This window comes from Pantoea sp. Taur, from assembly GCF_009830025.1.
Taxonomy (GTDB): Bacteria; Pseudomonadota; Gammaproteobacteria; order Enterobacterales; family Enterobacteriaceae; genus Pantoea; species Pantoea communis.
In genome coordinates this window covers 40,894-55,223 of sequence record NZ_SZZZ01000006.1, presented here as the reverse complement: position 1 = coordinate 55,223, position 14,330 = coordinate 40,894, and the positions used below count along the sequence as shown (strand labels likewise).

General features: G+C 55.6%; 14 protein-coding genes. 7 read left to right on the top strand and 7 right to left on the bottom strand.

The window, feature by feature from the left end:
* Positions 1-91 precede the first annotated feature (91 nt).
* The 6 genes from FD744_RS10430 to spy all read left to right on the top strand — a co-directional run bounded on the left by FD744_RS10430 (position 92) and on the right by spy (position 6,948).
* The gene (locus FD744_RS10430; RefSeq protein WP_160868175.1) at positions 92-1,312 is read left to right on the top strand and encodes an aspartate aminotransferase family protein; all 1,221 of its coding nucleotides are present in this window, start codon (positions 92-94) and stop codon (positions 1,310-1,312) included.
* Positions 1,309-2,340 carry an arginine N-succinyltransferase gene (astA, locus tag FD744_RS10425; protein WP_160868174.1) on the top strand — a complete coding sequence of 344 codons (1,032 nt, stop codon included), beginning with the start codon at positions 1,309-1,311 and terminating at the stop codon, positions 2,338-2,340. The genes FD744_RS10430 and astA overlap by 4 nt, the downstream gene beginning before the upstream one ends.
* Complete coding sequence (astD, locus tag FD744_RS10420) at positions 2,337-3,803, top strand: succinylglutamate-semialdehyde dehydrogenase (RefSeq protein WP_160868173.1); 1,467 nt, start codon at positions 2,337-2,339, stop codon at positions 3,801-3,803. The genes astA and astD overlap by 4 nt, the downstream gene beginning before the upstream one ends.
* Positions 3,803-5,131, top strand: a complete 1,329-nt coding sequence (gene astB / locus FD744_RS10415; protein WP_160868172.1) for an N-succinylarginine dihydrolase — start codon at positions 3,803-3,805, stop codon at positions 5,129-5,131. The genes astD and astB overlap by 1 nt, the downstream gene beginning before the upstream one ends.
* Before the next feature lie 43 nt (positions 5,132-5,174).
* Positions 5,175-6,170 carry a succinylglutamate desuccinylase gene (gene astE, locus FD744_RS10410; protein ID WP_160868171.1) on the top strand — a complete coding sequence of 332 codons (996 nt, stop codon included), beginning with the start codon at positions 5,175-5,177 and terminating at the stop codon, positions 6,168-6,170.
* Between the two features lie 280 nt (positions 6,171-6,450).
* The gene (gene spy, locus FD744_RS10405; protein WP_034821771.1) at positions 6,451-6,948 is read left to right on the top strand and encodes an ATP-independent periplasmic protein-refolding chaperone Spy; all 498 of its coding nucleotides are present in this window, start codon (positions 6,451-6,453) and stop codon (positions 6,946-6,948) included.
* Positions 6,949-7,026: 78 nt separating this feature from the next.
* Here spy and cho read toward each other — a convergent pair whose 3' ends face one another.
* From cho to FD744_RS10390, 3 genes are all read right to left on the bottom strand, one after another.
* The gene (gene cho, locus FD744_RS10400) at positions 7,027-7,887 is read right to left on the bottom strand and encodes an excinuclease Cho (RefSeq protein WP_160868170.1); all 861 of its coding nucleotides are present in this window, start codon (positions 7,885-7,887) and stop codon (positions 7,027-7,029) included.
* Between the two features lie 112 nt (positions 7,888-7,999).
* A complete protein-coding gene (gene nadE, locus FD744_RS10395; protein WP_058959728.1) occupies positions 8,000-8,827 on the bottom strand; it encodes an ammonia-dependent NAD(+) synthetase in 828 nt (275 codons plus the stop codon).
* Positions 8,828-8,944: 117 nt separating this feature from the next.
* Positions 8,945-10,135, bottom strand: coding sequence for a multidrug effflux MFS transporter (locus FD744_RS10390; protein WP_160868169.1), 1,191 nt, complete (start codon positions 10,133-10,135; stop codon positions 8,945-8,947).
* Positions 10,136-10,324: 189 nt separating this feature from the next.
* On the opposite strand from FD744_RS10390, the gene osmE reads away from it, so the two are divergent.
* Positions 10,325-10,660, top strand: coding sequence for an osmotically-inducible lipoprotein OsmE (osmE, locus tag FD744_RS10385; protein WP_034821760.1), 336 nt, complete (start codon positions 10,325-10,327; stop codon positions 10,658-10,660).
* 54 nt (positions 10,661-10,714) lie between these two features.
* Here the strand turns inward: osmE and FD744_RS10380 are convergent, their stop codons facing one another.
* The 4 genes from FD744_RS10380 to kduD form a co-directional block, all read right to left on the bottom strand.
* Positions 10,715-11,098, bottom strand: coding sequence for a DUF6515 family protein (locus FD744_RS10380; protein WP_034821757.1), 384 nt, complete (start codon positions 11,096-11,098; stop codon positions 10,715-10,717).
* Positions 11,099-11,295: 197 nt separating this feature from the next.
* The gene (locus tag FD744_RS10375; RefSeq protein WP_160868168.1) at positions 11,296-12,687 is read right to left on the bottom strand and encodes an L-cystine transporter; all 1,392 of its coding nucleotides are present in this window, start codon (positions 12,685-12,687) and stop codon (positions 11,296-11,298) included.
* Positions 12,688-12,840: 153 nt separating this feature from the next.
* Entirely contained in the window at positions 12,841-13,431 is a 591-nt protein-coding gene (locus tag FD744_RS10370) for a metal-dependent hydrolase (protein ID WP_058959772.1), read from the bottom strand.
* 134 nt (positions 13,432-13,565) lie between these two features.
* The gene (gene kduD / locus FD744_RS10365; protein WP_097119257.1) at positions 13,566-14,327 is read right to left on the bottom strand and encodes a 2-dehydro-3-deoxy-D-gluconate 5-dehydrogenase KduD; all 762 of its coding nucleotides are present in this window, start codon (positions 14,325-14,327) and stop codon (positions 13,566-13,568) included.
* Positions 14,328-14,330 lie beyond the last annotated feature (3 nt).

Genomic DNA, 14,330 nt, shown 5'->3' with positions numbered 1-14,330 from the left:
GCTTACTGCACTCTACAGTAGTGCTGCGACACAACAGATTTTAACAATTTTAAAACAATAGCTTCACTCAGGTGGAGCAGGAGAAATGGCTATGTCACTGCAGGTTTCACGTCACGATTTTGATCAATGGATGATGCCGGTATACGCCCCTGCGGCTTTCGTACCGGTGCGTGCTGAAGGCTCAACCCTTTGGGATCAGCAAGGTAAGGATTACATCGACTTTGCAGGCGGCATCGCGGTGAATGCTTTGGGACATGCACACCCGGCTTTGCAACAGGCACTGACCGATCAGGCGAGTAAGCTGTGGCACACCGGCAATGGTTATACTAACGAACCTATTTTACGTCTGGCTAAACAGCTGATTGACGCCACCTTCGCCGATCGCGTGTTCTTCTGTAACTCCGGGGCGGAAGCCAATGAGGCTGCACTGAAGCTGGCCCGTAAAGTGGCGCACGATCGTTTTGGCGCAGAGAAAAATGGCATTGTAGCCTTCAATAATGCTTTCCACGGACGCACGCTGTTTACTGTTTCAGCGGGTGGACAACCGGCTTACTCACGTGATTTTGCACCGCTGCCTCCGGCGATTCAGCACGCCAACTTCAACGACCTCGCCTCTGCGGCAGCACTGATCAATGACCAGACCTGTGCCGTGATTGTTGAACCGATTCAGGGCGAAGGCGGTGTCTTGCCTGCCGATCCTGCTTTCCTGCGCGGCCTGCGTGAACTGTGCGACAAACATCAGGCGACCCTGATATTCGATGAAGTACAGAGCGGCGTGGGTCGTACCGGCTCGCTGTATGCTTACATGCACTATGGCGTGACGCCGGACGTCCTGACCACCGCCAAAGCGCTGGGTGGCGGCTTCCCAATTGGCGCGATGCTGACACGCGAAGATCTGGCGCTGGTGATGGGCGTGGGTACCCATGGCACCACCTACGGCGGTAACCCGCTGGCGGGTGCCGTCGCCGGTAAAGTGATGGAGTTGATAAACCAACCCGATTTCATGGCGGGCGTGGCGCAGCGCCATCAGTGGTTTGTCGATGCTTTGCAGGAGATGAATCAGCGCCTGCCGATCTTTAAAGAAGTTCGCGGTCTTGGGCTGTTGATTGGAGCCGTGCTGAATGAAGATTTTGCCGGGAAAGCGAAGCAGTTCAACCTGGCGGCGGCTGAAGAAGGTGTCATGGTGCTGATTGCCGGTGCTAACGTGGTGCGTTTCGCGCCAGCGCTGAATATCAGCGAAGCGGAAGTGAAAGAGGGACTGGCGCGCTTTGAACGTGCCTGCGCTCGTGTGCTCACAGGAGCTGCATCATGATGGTGATTCGCCCCGTCGAACGTGACGACCTTGCGCAGTTGCTGTCGCTGGCGGGCAAAACCGGGGGCGGCTTAACTTCGCTGCCCGCCGATAGCGATACACTGAAAGCGCGAATCGAGCGTTCTCTGCTCACCTGGCAGGGCGCGTTATCGCGTGCTGAACAAGGCTATGTATTTGTGCTGGCCGACAGCGAAGACAACCGTGCTGTCGGCATCTGTGCCATTGAGGTGGCCGTAGGCCTGCAAGACCCGTGGTACAACTTCCGTGTGGGCACCCAGGTGCACGCTTCGAAAGAGTTAAACGTTTATGCCAGCTTGCCAACGCTGTCTTTAAGTAACGATCACACCGGCAGTAGCGAGCTGTGCACCCTGTTCCTCGATCCCGATTATCGCGATGGCAAAAATGGCCATCTGCTGTCGAAATCCCGTTTCCTGTTTATGGCTAATTTCCGCGACCGCTTTATGAAGCATGTGGTGGCAGAGATGCGCGGTGTCAGCGATGACAGCGGTCATTCCCCGTTCTGGGACAGCGTCGGTAGCCGTTTCTTCTCCATGGAGTTTCGTGAGGCCGATTTCCTCAGCGGCACCGGGCAGAAAGCCTTTATTGCCGAGCTGATGCCAAAGCATCCGCTGTATATCCACTATCTCAGCGAAGCGGCGCAGAAGGTGATTGGTGAAGTGCATCCGAAAACGGCCCCCGCGCGCGCCGTGCTGGAAGCCGAAGGGTTTCGTTATCTCAATTACGTCGACATCTTTGACGGCGGCCCAACGCTGGAGTGCGAGATTGATCGCATTCGCGCCATTCGTAAAAGCCATCTGCTTCAGGCCGAAGCCGGGGAAGCGGATGAAAGCTGGCCACTGTGTCTGGTCGCCAACGGTGATTACTACCATTTCCGCGTGGTGCTGCTGCCTGTCGATATGGCGAGCGGAAAGGTCCGCATCAATGAACATCAGCGCACGGCGTTGCGCTGCGATTATGGCGATACATTGCGTGTGGTCACGCTGTGCTGCGAGGAGAAAAAAGCATGACGCACTTCATTAATGGTCAATGGCTGACAGGCGGCGCGGAAGCGTTAACCAAACAAAACCCGGTGAACGGTGAAACATTGTGGCAGGGTCGGGCAGCGACCGGTGCGCAGGTGGCGGCGGCTTGTGAAGCGGCGCGCGCGGCCTTTCCCGCGTGGGCACGCAAGCCGTTTGCGGAACGTCAGGCGGTAGTGGAAGCCTTCGCCGCATTACTCGAGAGCCACAAAACCGCTTTGGCAGAAACCATCGCCAAAGAAACCGGTAAGCCGCGCTGGGAGACCCTGACCGAAGTGCAGGCGATGATCAACAAAATTGCCATCTCGGTGAAAGCCTACCACACGCGTACCGGAGAGCAGGCCGACGGCGAAAGTTCGCTGCGCCACCGTCCGCATGGTGTGCTCGCGGTGTTTGGTCCTTACAATTTCCCCGGCCATCTGCCGAACGGTCATATCGTTCCTGCACTGCTGGCGGGTAACTGCGTGGTGTTTAAACCGAGTGAACTCACGCCGATGACAGCAGAAAAAACCATTGAACTGTGGGAGCAGGCGGGACTGCCAGCGGGCGTGATAGCGCTGTTGCAGGGCGCGCGCGAAACCGGTCAGGCACTGGCGCATGAGCCACAAATCGATGGCCTGCTGTTTACCGGCAGCGCCGCAACAGGCTATCACCTGCATCGCCAGTTTGCCGGTCAGCCTGAGAAAATGCTGGCGCTGGAGATGGGGGGTAACAATGCGCTGATTGTTGAAGATCCTTCAGACCTTGATGGTGCAGTACACATCGCGATTCAGTCTGCCTTTATTACCGCCGGGCAGCGCTGCACCTGTGCACGTCGTCTGCTGGTGAAGCGTGGAGCGGCAGGCGATGCTTTCCTGCAGCGTTTGGTGGAAGTGACCGCGCGTCTGCAGCCCGGCGCATGGAATGCTGAACCGCAACCCTTTATGGGCAGCGTGATTTCACCTGCCGCCGCCGGACATATTTACGCAGCCTGGCAGCAGCGTATCGATCTGGGCGGTAAGGTGTTGCTAGCGATGCACTGGCCCGACCGCGACAGCGCCATTATCACTCCAGGCATCATTGAGATGACCGACGTGGCGAAACTGCCTGACGAAGAGGTGTTTGGTCCGCTGCTGCAGGTGATCCGTTACGACGAGTACGATCAGGCGATTCGTATCGCTAACCAGACGCGTTACGGTTTGTCCTGTGGCTTGATTTCTCCGCAGCGTGCGCAGTTTGACCAGCTGCTGCTGGAAGCGCGAGCCGGCATTGTTAACTGGAACAAACCATTAACCGGTGCCGCCAGTTCAGCGCCGTTTGGCGGTGTGGGTGCTTCCGGTAACCATCGCGCCAGTGCCTGGTATGCTGCGGATTACTGCGCGTGGCCGATGGCATCTTTAGAGAGCCCAAGCCTGGCCTTGCCGGGCAGCTTATCGCCGGGACTCGATTTCTCCGCGAAAGGAGCCGAATAATGAAAGCGTTTGAAGCCAATTTTGATGGTCTGGTCGGCCTGACGCACCATTACGCCGGGCTCTCCTTTGGAAATGAAGCGTCGACGCGCAATCAGCTGCAGCCTTCAAACCCGCGCCTGGCCGCAAAGCAGGGCCTGCTGAAAATGAAGGCGCTGGCGGACATGGGCTACCTGCAAGGGGTGATCCCTCCGCATGAGCGGCCGAATATCCCGCTACTGCGCCAGCTCGGTTTTGCTGGCTCGGACGAACAGGTACTGACGAAAGCGGCTCAGCAGGCGCCGCAGCTGTTGTCTGCTGCCAGTTCTGCCTCGGCAATGTGGGTGGCCAATGCCGCCACTGTATCGCCTTCGGCTGATAGCGCCGATGGCCGCGTGCACTTCACCGTGGCTAACCTTAACAATAAATTCCACCGTGCCATCGAAGCGCCGGAAACCGCCGACTTGCTGCGCGCCATTTTCCGCGATCCGCAACATTTCAGCGTGCATGATGCTTTGCCGCAGGTGGCGTTGTTTGGCGATGAAGGTGCCGCCAACCATAACCGCTTTGGTGCGGACTACGGCGATGCGGGTGTTCAGCTGTTTGTTTATGGTCGTGATGGTCAACAGCAGGGTGCTGCACCGGCACGCTATCCGGCACGTCAGACGCGGGAAGCCAGTGCCGCGGTGGCGCGCCTGCATCAGCTCGACGACGATCGCACGCTGTTTGCTCAGCAAAACCCGCTGGTGATCGATCAGGGCGTATTCCACAACGATGTCATCGCCGTCAGCAACCAGCAGGTGCTGTTCTGCCATGAAGAGGCGTTTGTCGATCAGCCGGCGTTATTACAACAACTGGCTGCGCGCGTGCCCGGTTTCCAGCCGATTGTGGTGCCGCGCGATAAAGTGTCAGTAGCCGACGCGGTGAATACCTATCTGTTTAACAGCCAACTGTTGCAGCATCCTGAAGGTGGCATGCGACTGGTGCTGCCAGAAGAGTCACGCCAGCACGCCGGCGTATGGCGCTATTTGACCGGGCTGGTGGAGAGCGGCGGGCCGATTCGTGAGCTCACGGTGTTCGATCTGCGTGAGAGCATGTGCAACGGTGGTGGGCCAGCCTGTCTGCGTTTGCGCGTGGTGCTCAATGACGCTGAGCGTCAGGCCCTGAATCCAGCGGTATTGATGAATGATCGCCTGTTCAACACCCTGAACAGCTGGGTGGATCGCCACTATCGCGATCGCCTCACCCAAGCCGATTTGGCCGATCCTCAATTACTGCGTGAAGGACGCACCGCGCTGGATGAGCTGACACAGCTGCTAGACTTAGGCAGTGTCTACGCATTTCAGCGTTAACCTCAGAGGGTAAGTGAAGCTTCTGAGTTGAAAAGGAGTGTACATGCAGGATTTTCTACAACAAACCCTGTCAGGTAAGCCGCCGCAGCAGCGGCAGGGCAGCAATGCCAATTTACAGTGGCAGTGGCATGATGAGGGCATTCTATCCCTGACCCCCCATGCACCGACGCATCAGGCGCTGGTGCTGTCAGCGGGCGTGCACGGCAACGAAACGGCCCCGGTTGAGATTCTTAACCTGTTGCTGACGCCACTGCTACGCGGAGAACAACCGTTAGCGGTGCGCTTGCTGGTGATATTGGGCAATCCAGAGGCGCTGCGCAGCGGCAAACGCTATCAGCAATATGACATTAACCGTTTGTTTGGAGGGCGTTGGCAGAAGGTTCCCGACCTACCTGAAGCGCAGCGTACGCTGCAACTGGAGCAAGCGCTTGAGCAGTTTTGGCGCGAGTGTCGCGATCATGAAGTGCGCTGGCATCTCGATCTGCATACCGCGATTCGCGGCTCATACCATGCGCGTTTCGGCGTGATGCCGCTGAATCCTCAGCCGTGGCCGCAGGATTTCCTGCACTGGCTGGCGGCGGCAGAGCTGGAGGCGCTGGTGTTTCATCGTTCCCCAGGTGGCACTTTTACCCATTACAGCTGTGAACATCACGATGCGGCCAGCTGCACGCTGGAGTTGGGTAAAGCGCTGCCGTTTGGTGAAAATGATCTTAGCCAGTTCGCGGCGGTACAGCTGGCGCTGGCGGCATTGTTGTACGGTGAGCCACTGCCAGAGGTGCGGGAACAGCCGCGCCACTATCGTGTGGCGCAGCAGATTACCCGCCACGGCGACGCGTTTGTGCTGCACATGGGGCCAGAGACCCTGAACTTTACCGCCTTCCCGCAGGGCACGTTGCTGGCAGAAGAGGGTGACACGCGCTATTACGTGCAACAGGCGCGCGAATATGTGCTGTTTCCCAATCCGAATGTTGCCGCAGGATTGCGTGCAGGCTTGATGCTGGTGGAAGAAAACGAGCAAACGCAGGCACTGACGTTATAAAAAAGGTGGGTGAAGAAAATTCACCCATTTTTCCCTTCCGCAAATCCGACAATACCGTTACACTCCTCCTTAATTCCTGCGCATTTCCCTTTGATTGTCATACTCTTTTGCAATTCCTCACGCATTTCTTCTCTTTCTCTCCATGATTGCCTGATTACTGTCTTTTATGCTTTCAGGGCTTTACTCAGACTCTGAGTAGTTGACGTTTGGCGTCGTATGCTTGTTTCCGAAGACGCGACACACCTTGTCGTCATGAAACTGAATAGTAAGGACAAATATTATGCGTAAACTCACTTCCCTGTTCCTGGCTACTGCAATGGCTCTTGGTGCTGCCAACATCGTCCACGCTGCAGCGGACAATCTGACACCACCGCCAGCAGGTAGCGAAAAACCGATGCACAAGCCGCCAATGCATCATCACGGTATGGAGATGATGTTCAAAGGCCTGAATTTAACGGATGCGCAGAAAGCGCAGATCAAGACCATCATGCGTGACAGCCATAAAGAGATGAAACGTCCATCTCTGGAAGAGCGTCGTGCCAACCACAGCATCATCGCTTCAGATACTTTCGATAAAGCGAAAGCCGAAGCGCAGGCTGAGAAAATGACCGCCAACGCGAAAGATCGTGCAGTGAGCATGATGGAAACACAGAACAAGATTTACAACGTGCTGACGCCTGAGCAGAAAAAACAGTACAACGCCAACTTTGAGAAACGTCTGACAGAGAAAGGCCCGCATGACGGTAAAATGCCGCCACCGCCGGCTGATGGTGAATAAGCCGTTTAGCTAATCGGTTTGAGACCGCCGACGTTGTCCACTGCATCTGATGCTTTGGGCAGCGTCGGCGGTTTTGTTTTAGAGTTCAATCAGCGGGAAAACCCCGGACAGTAGCGGGCGGCACAAAATTTTATAGCCGTCATGATCAAAGCCCTGGCGTGCGCGCTGCAGTTGGCGGGCCTCTGCTTCGGTAGCGACCGAACCGAGCCAGAACCAGTGATCGATGACGTGAATCTGCGTCATCTCCGTGCCCACTTCTACCATGCCAACCGGGCCTTGCCACGGCCAGCACACCACGCGCATCTGTTCTAATGCCTCTTGCAACCGTTGCTGATGGGCTTCAATGGATTCGTTGCCGCAACACGCCCCGGCACAGCGTTTTAGCGCGGCGCGAAAACAGCCACGTCCCGGCGTTAAACGCTCCAACCCCAACAATCCATGGCACAGGCGCTGTTCATCGGCTATCGACTTGAGTTTTTCCATGGCCGCAAAGCGACTGCGAAATAAGCCGTAGAGATTCGGTGAGCACGAGAAGTCGAGATCTTTGGCGTACACCACCTGTGGAGCGCCATCGCCAAGCTGTAATGAACAGAGCTGACGATTTTTGCGCAGGCGCTTATTAAACAGCGGCTGCTGCGTTTTGATCATCTGCGCTTCCAGCAGTTGCGCGCCAAGATCGCCCGCGGTGGGGATCCAGGTGACTCGTCGCGCCTGACGCAACATATTGGCTTCATCCGGGGTGCGAAAATGCGACATCACCCGACTGCGCAGGTTGACGCTTTTGCCGATATATAACGGCAGGTTATCGCTGTCACCGTGAAAGGTGTAAACGCCAGGCTGATTGGGCAAACCTTCCAGCCATTGGCGTAAATGTTCGGGATATTGATAAATCGCGGCCGCATCAAATTCGAGGCGGTGGCTGGCTGCACGTCTGACCAAAACACACTCCGATTACTGGTTGTCTGTCCAGTATATCAGCGTGATGCTTTTCTCGCCAGTCAACGGCAGGAGGAGGGCGTTTCCCGCGCCAACGGCGGGAAACGTCGAGCTGTTACTTTTTCCAGAAGTCGTCGAACACGGTGATCGGCGGACGACGTTTGTGTTCGGTTTTCAGATACCAGCCTTCAATGATCTTCGCGGCGGCGGCATCGATGGTTTTGCCTTCCAGATAAGCGTCAATCTGTTGATAGGTGACGCCGAGTGCCACTTCATCCTGCAAGCCAGGACGATCGTCTTCCAGGTCGGCAGTAGGATGCTTCAGATACAAGTGTTCCGGGCAGCCAAGAGTTTTTAACAGCTGTTTTCCCTGACCTTTGTGCAGGCGGAAAATCGGGTTGATATCGCTGCCGCCGTCACCGTATTTGGTGAAGAAGCCGGTCACGGCTTCGGCCGCATGGTCGGTGCCCACCACCACGCCTTTGGTCATGCCGGCGATGCTGTATTGTGCCTTCATACGCTCACGCGCTTTTTCGTTGCCGCGCACGAAATCGGAAACCACGATGCCCGCCTCTTTCAACGCGCGCTCGCTGGCGAGAATCGCTTCCTTGATATTCACGACCAAGGTGCGATCCGGCTGGATAAACGCCAGCGCATCCTGACAATCCTGCTCATCGGCCTGCACGCCATACGGCAGACGTACCGCAATAAAGGTGTAATCTTTGTCGCCGGTCTCTTCACGTAACTCGCGAATGGCGGTTTGTGACAGAATGCCGGTTAGCGTGGAGTCCTGTCCGCCGCTGATGCCGAGCACCAGGGTTTTCAGGAATGGATTGGCTTTCAGGTAGGATTTCAGAAAATCGACGCTGACGCGGACTTCCTGTTGCGGATCGATAACGGGTTTAACACCCAACGCTTCAATGATTTCCTGCTGCAGTGACATGAACCTCTCCTCAAGTCAGTAGCCTGACGGCACAATGCGAATCATCTGCTAAAGCTAACGCCTCCGCTGGCAAACAACAAGCCGCATGGCTTGTTGTCGCACTTATTTGCAGGCTTTTCAGGCGCTTTTCGGTTTTTGCGCCAACAGGATGAACATCAAAATTGCCAGCATAAAGCAGCCAAAGATAGTGCCCGTCATGCTCAATACTGAGGTGCCGCCCAAACCGGTGACGGGCACGCTAATGGCACCTAAGCTGAACATAGTGACGCCAATCACCGCCGAGGCGCTGCCTGCACGGTGTCCCTGACTTTGCATCGCCAATGACGAAGCCGTGGTGGCAATCACACCGTTACTGGCGATGGTGAAGAACAGTGCCAGCAGAATGATTGGCAATGGTGCACCGGTCAGGCCAGCTAATAGCAAGCAACCTGACGCCACGAACGCCAGCGTCAGTCCACCTTTCAGCACGCGATATTCACCCCACAGCGGGCACAAGCGTGCACTGGTTTGTGATGCAATAATCAGGCCGAAGCCATTGGCGGCGAAGCAGAAGCTAAACGCCTGCGGCGACAGGCCATAGATTTGCTGTAATACAAACGGGGAAGCGCCAATGTAGGCAAACATGCCGGACATCATAAAGCCCTGCGTCAGGCAGAAGCCCATGAAGGGACGATGAGTGATCACCTGGCCGAGCGCTGCCCAGGCGGAAAAGATTGAGCCCTGGCTGCGACGTTCGGCGGGCAGCGTTTCATGCAGTTTCCAGCGCGCAAGGAAGATCAGCAGTACAGCGATACAACCGAGCACCACAAAAATGCCGCGCCAGTTCAGCACCGTCATTAACACACCGCCGAGCACCGGTGCACCAATTGGCGCAAGGCCATTCACCAGCATCAGCAGGGCAAAGAAGCGAGTCAGTTCATGGCCGCTGTACATATCACGAGCGATAGCGCGTGATAATACCGCACCGCCTGCGCCCGCCAGACCTTCAAACAGACGCGCTACCAACAGAGAGTGAATGTCTTTTGCCAGCGCGCACCCAACCGACGCGATAAATAACAGCACCAGCGACAGTAACAACGGGCGGATACGGCCAAACTTGTCGCTCATCGGGCCAAACAGCAATTGTCCAGCGCCGAGGCCCAGTAATCCTGCGGTCAAACTTAACTGCGCGGTGGCGGTTTCGGTATGCAGATCGCGCGCCAGTTCAGGTAAGGCGGGCAAGTACAAGTCGATACAGAGCGGTCCAAGTGCCGCGAGCAGGCCCAGCGTAATGGCGTAAACCAGCCGATTAGAGTGTGCAGGTGTCATTGATCCTCTGTTTTCTTGATGTCTTGAGATTTTTTGCCGGGGGATTATACGAAGCGTGAAGCGGCAACACAGCAACTTTACGAAAAACTAACGTTTCAGAAATTGCCTAAAACATTGCCATTGATTTGATTAATCTGGATTTATGTTCCAGGCTTAATGTGACATGGACAAAGAATGAGGAATATAAAGATGAATAAAGTGCTGGGATGTATCGCTGCTGCTGTGACGCTGGTAGCTCTGTCTGGTTGTACGACTTATGACAAAGCGGAAAGCTATGTGACTAAGCCGGTGGTTAAGGATGTGAAAAAAGGAATGACGCGCGATCAGGTTCGCCAGATTGCGGGTGCTCCATCAACTGAAATCACCATGGTACACGCCCGTGGTACTTGCCAGACTTACGTGATTGGCGAGCGTGATGGTAAAGCACAGACCTACTTTGTCAGTTATAACGATGTGGGCCGTGTCATGAACTACGGTTTCCAGAGCTGTAAAGACTACGATACCGATCCGCAAGCTGCTCAGTAATTCTTGCCGAATGCAAAAAGGCCCGTCAATGACGGGCCTTTTTTCGTTTTACGCTTACAGTCCGTACGGGCGGGGCACTTCAACGTAATTGCCGCCCATCTCACGCTGATAGTAGTGACCTTCCTGCACGTAATAGCGTTTTCCGTTGAAATCGAGCACGCGCATCCCGCCTTCTGGCGGCGCTTCAGGCGCCTGAACCACCACGTAGGTATCGCCCTGACGCTGGTAGTAGTTGCCATTCAGCATGTAATAAGTGAGACCGCCTATCAGCACCGCTGTCGCCGCTTCAGGTAAGAAGCGCAGCGGACCAGGACCGCCCCAACGTGGGCCACCACCCCAATGTGGACCTGGGCCGGGGCCCCAGCCGTAAGGGTGGGCAAAACTAATGGCGGGCGTTAATAAGGTTAACGCCAGCACCGAGGCGATAACGTTTTTCATCGGTGATTCTCCTGCTGTGACTGATAGCAGAATTAGTCTTCTGGGGACAAAACTCAAGTGAAAAGTGGCTGATTTTTCGTCTGTTTACCATGCTTAACGCTTTCCTGACGCTAGCGCCACGATCGGGGGGAATTGCGGAGTTTCAGCTATAAAAAAACGGCAGGCGATGAGGCCTGCCGTTGATGTTTTATCCGGGATTAACGATGCGCCAGTTCAGCGTGCTCGTCGCTCTCCAGTACTTTTTTGTCGGTCAAACCGAGCCAGCGGCTGGTGAGTGAACCTGCCGTCATCGAACCATTGACGTTCAATGCGGTACGGCCCATATCGATCAGCGGCTCAATGGAAATCAGCAGCGCAACCAGGGTCACTGGCAAGCCCATCGCTGGCAGCACAATTAGCGCGGCGAAGGTGGCACCGCCGCCGACACCGGCAACACCGGCCGAGCTCAGCGTAACGATACCGACCAGTGTGGCAATCCACATCGGATCAAACGGGTTGATGCCGACAGTTGGCGCAACCATCACTGCCAGCATGGTCGGGTACAAACCCGCGCAACCGTTCTGGCCAATGGTGGCACCGAAAGAAGCCGAGAAGCTGGCAATCGATTCCGGTACACCAAGACGGCGCGTCTGCGTTTCGACGTTGAGCGGAATACTGGCTGCACTGGAACGGCTGGTGAAAGCAAAGGTAATCACCGGCCACACTTTGCGGAAGAAGCGCATCGGGTTGATGCCGTTCACCGACAGCAGCAGGGCGTGCACGCCAAACATGATCGCCAGACCCAGATAAGAGGCGACCACGAAACCTCCGAGCTTGATGATGTCCTGCAGGTTAGAGCCCGCCACCACTTTAGTCATCAGCGCCAGCACACCGTACGGCGTCAGTTTCATGATCAGACGCACCAGCTTCATCACCCATGACTGCAGTGTATCAATCGCCACCAGCACGCGCTCGCCTTTGACTTTGTCATCCTTCAACAGCTGCAATGCAGCTACGCCGAGGAAGGCAGCGAAAATCACCACGCTGATGATGGAGGTGGGGTTCGCGCCTGCCATATCAGCAAACGGGTTTTTCGGGATGAAGGAGAGCAGCAACTGCGGCGTGCTGAGATCGGCAACCTTGCCAACATAGTTGCTTTGAATGGCGCTCAGACGGGCGGTTTCCTGTGCACCCTGTACCAGACCTTCCGCGCTCAGGCCAAACAGACCCGTCACCATCACACCCACCAGCGCTGAGATAGCGGTAGTGAACAGCAACACGCCAATGGTCAGTACACTGATCTTGCCGAGTGAAGAGGCGTTATGCAGACGCGCTACCGCGCTCAGGATCGAGGCAAAGACCAGCGGCATCACAATCATCTGCAGCAACTGGACATAACCATTGCCGACGATGTTGAACCAGCCAATCGAGGCCTTCACTACCGGGCTGTTTTCGCCATAAATAGTTTGCAGCGCCAGACCGAACAGCACGCCAATCACTAAGCCAGTCAGCACGCGTTTCGACAGGCTCCAGCTTTGGTTGCCAATACGATTCAACAGAATCAGCAACGCAACGAAGGCGATGATATTAATAATGAGGGGAAAATCCATACTCGACTCCAGAGATGTGCCGCGCAGCACGTGTGGCTGGCACGGAAAACAGTAAGTTCCCGTCAGGGAATGTCAGGAATGTTACCAGTTCAGGAAAGTGCAGGCTTATACTCAAAAGGAATGGTTTATAACTTTATTGATTGATTTGCCTGGTTATTGACCGCTTTGGCCATTAACTAGCCGACCGACACCATTTTGCAGCGTATTAAACAGTTGCTCGGGCCAACCGTTGGCACCAAAAGAGGGCATACCTGCGGGAAACCACAATGCATATCCGACCAATGCGAGGCAAAGTGCGCGCTCCAGTTGATTGCCTTTCTGGCTATTGAGCAGCGGCAAACGGAAACGCCAGCGGCACGGCCACAGCAAGGGGACGCCTGCGGGGGTCAACATGTCGGCGACGATGTGACTGAGATAACCCAGCGTCATCCCCTGTAAAACATCAGCAGGCAGGAACCAGTCCGCCGGAACGTTAATCTGGAATAGCCACAGGCTGATCGCCACCGCCAGCAAACTGTGGGTAAATCCACGATGACCAAAGGCGCGCGCAATGGGTTGTGAGATCCATTTCAGGCGCTGGCCTAACACAGATTTAGGATGGTCAATATCAGGCAGCAGACAGGTCAGCAGTGCAGCAGGCACGAGATGCCACCAGTCGGCGCTGGCCATGACTGGCGTCAGCTCCGCACGCTTAGCAAAAATCGCGCTGGCAATGGCAAAAATGATATGGCCTTCGGCCGTCATGATGAAACCTGGCTGCAAAAACTGTCGATGCATCCAGTATAGGGATTTATCCAGTGAAATAGAACGGTGACGCTGTAACGAAGCGTTAATATTTTTCGCTTTCCCGCGTCATAATGACGCGGGAAAAGAACAGGTTAGCGTGCTAACCATCCACCATCGACGGCCAGTGTGTAGCCGTGCACATAATCTGCAGCGTCAGAAGCCAGAAACACGATCGGACCCATCATGTCATCCGGAACACCCCAGCGTCCGGCAGGGATGCGCCCAAGGATCTCTTCGTTGCGCGACTCATCATTACGCAGTTGTTCGGTATTATTGGTTGCCATATAGCCAGGAGCGATGGCATTCACGTTAATGCCGTGTTTCGCCCACTCATTTGCCATTAGCCGCGTTAAACCCATCACCGCGCTTTTCGACGCAGTGTAAGAGGGCACGCGAATGCCGCCCTGAAAGGAGAGCATTGAGGCGATATTAATAATTTTGCCGCCGTTGCCCTGAGCGATAAACTGACGCGCCACCTGCTGAGACAGGAAGAACAGGCTTTTGCTGTTGATGTTCATGACATCGTCCCAGTCCTGCTCGCTGAAGTTGAGTGCATCTTCACGGCGGATGATGCCCGCGTTATTCACCAGAATATCGATACGTCCGGCCTGAGCCACGGCTTGTTCAACAATCTGCGGCACCCCTTTCGGCTGAGTCAAATCGGCCTGAATCGACCAAAAGCGGCGCCCCAGGGCTTCAACTTTAGACTGTGTATCGGCAGGACCGGCACGATTAACGCCAATGATGTCACAGCCGGCTTGCGCCAACCCTAAGGCCATCCCCTGACCTAAACCGGTATTACAGCCGGTGACCAGCGCAATTTTGCCTTCAAGATTAAATGCGTTAAGGATCATCTT

What these genes read in the sequence shown, in the direction of transcription:
- FD744_RS10375 (WP_160868168.1), bottom strand. Translation starts at nt 12,687, where the DNA reads ATGGATTTTCCCCTCATTATTAATATCATCGCCTTCGTTGCGTTGCTG.
- FD744_RS10390 (WP_160868169.1), bottom strand. Translation starts at nt 10,135, where the DNA reads ATGACACCTGCACACTCTAATCGGCTGGTTTACGCCATTACGCTGGGC.
- astD (WP_160868173.1), top strand. Translation starts at nt 2,337, where the DNA reads ATGACGCACTTCATTAATGGTCAATGGCTGACAGGCGGCGCGGAAGCG.
- astA (WP_160868174.1), top strand. Translation starts at nt 1,309, where the DNA reads ATGATGGTGATTCGCCCCGTCGAACGTGACGACCTTGCGCAGTTGCTG.
- astB (WP_160868172.1), top strand. Translation starts at nt 3,803, where the DNA reads ATGAAAGCGTTTGAAGCCAATTTTGATGGTCTGGTCGGCCTGACGCAC.
- nadE (WP_058959728.1), bottom strand. Translation starts at nt 8,827, where the DNA reads ATGTCACTGCAGCAGGAAATCATTGAAGCGTTGGGTGTTAAACCCGTT.
- kduD (WP_097119257.1), bottom strand. Translation starts at nt 14,327, where the DNA reads ATGATCCTTAACGCATTTAATCTTGAAGGCAAAATTGCGCTGGTCACC.
- FD744_RS10370 (WP_058959772.1), bottom strand. Translation starts at nt 13,431, where the DNA reads ATGACGGCCGAAGGCCATATCATTTTTGCCATTGCCAGCGCGATTTTT.
- FD744_RS10380 (WP_034821757.1), bottom strand. Translation starts at nt 11,098, where the DNA reads ATGAAAAACGTTATCGCCTCGGTGCTGGCGTTAACCTTATTAACGCCC.
- osmE (WP_034821760.1), top strand. Translation starts at nt 10,325, where the DNA reads ATGAATAAAGTGCTGGGATGTATCGCTGCTGCTGTGACGCTGGTAGCT.
- spy (WP_034821771.1), top strand. Translation starts at nt 6,451, where the DNA reads ATGCGTAAACTCACTTCCCTGTTCCTGGCTACTGCAATGGCTCTTGGT.
- astE (WP_160868171.1), top strand. Translation starts at nt 5,175, where the DNA reads ATGCAGGATTTTCTACAACAAACCCTGTCAGGTAAGCCGCCGCAGCAG.
- FD744_RS10430 (WP_160868175.1), top strand. Translation starts at nt 92, where the DNA reads ATGTCACTGCAGGTTTCACGTCACGATTTTGATCAATGGATGATGCCG.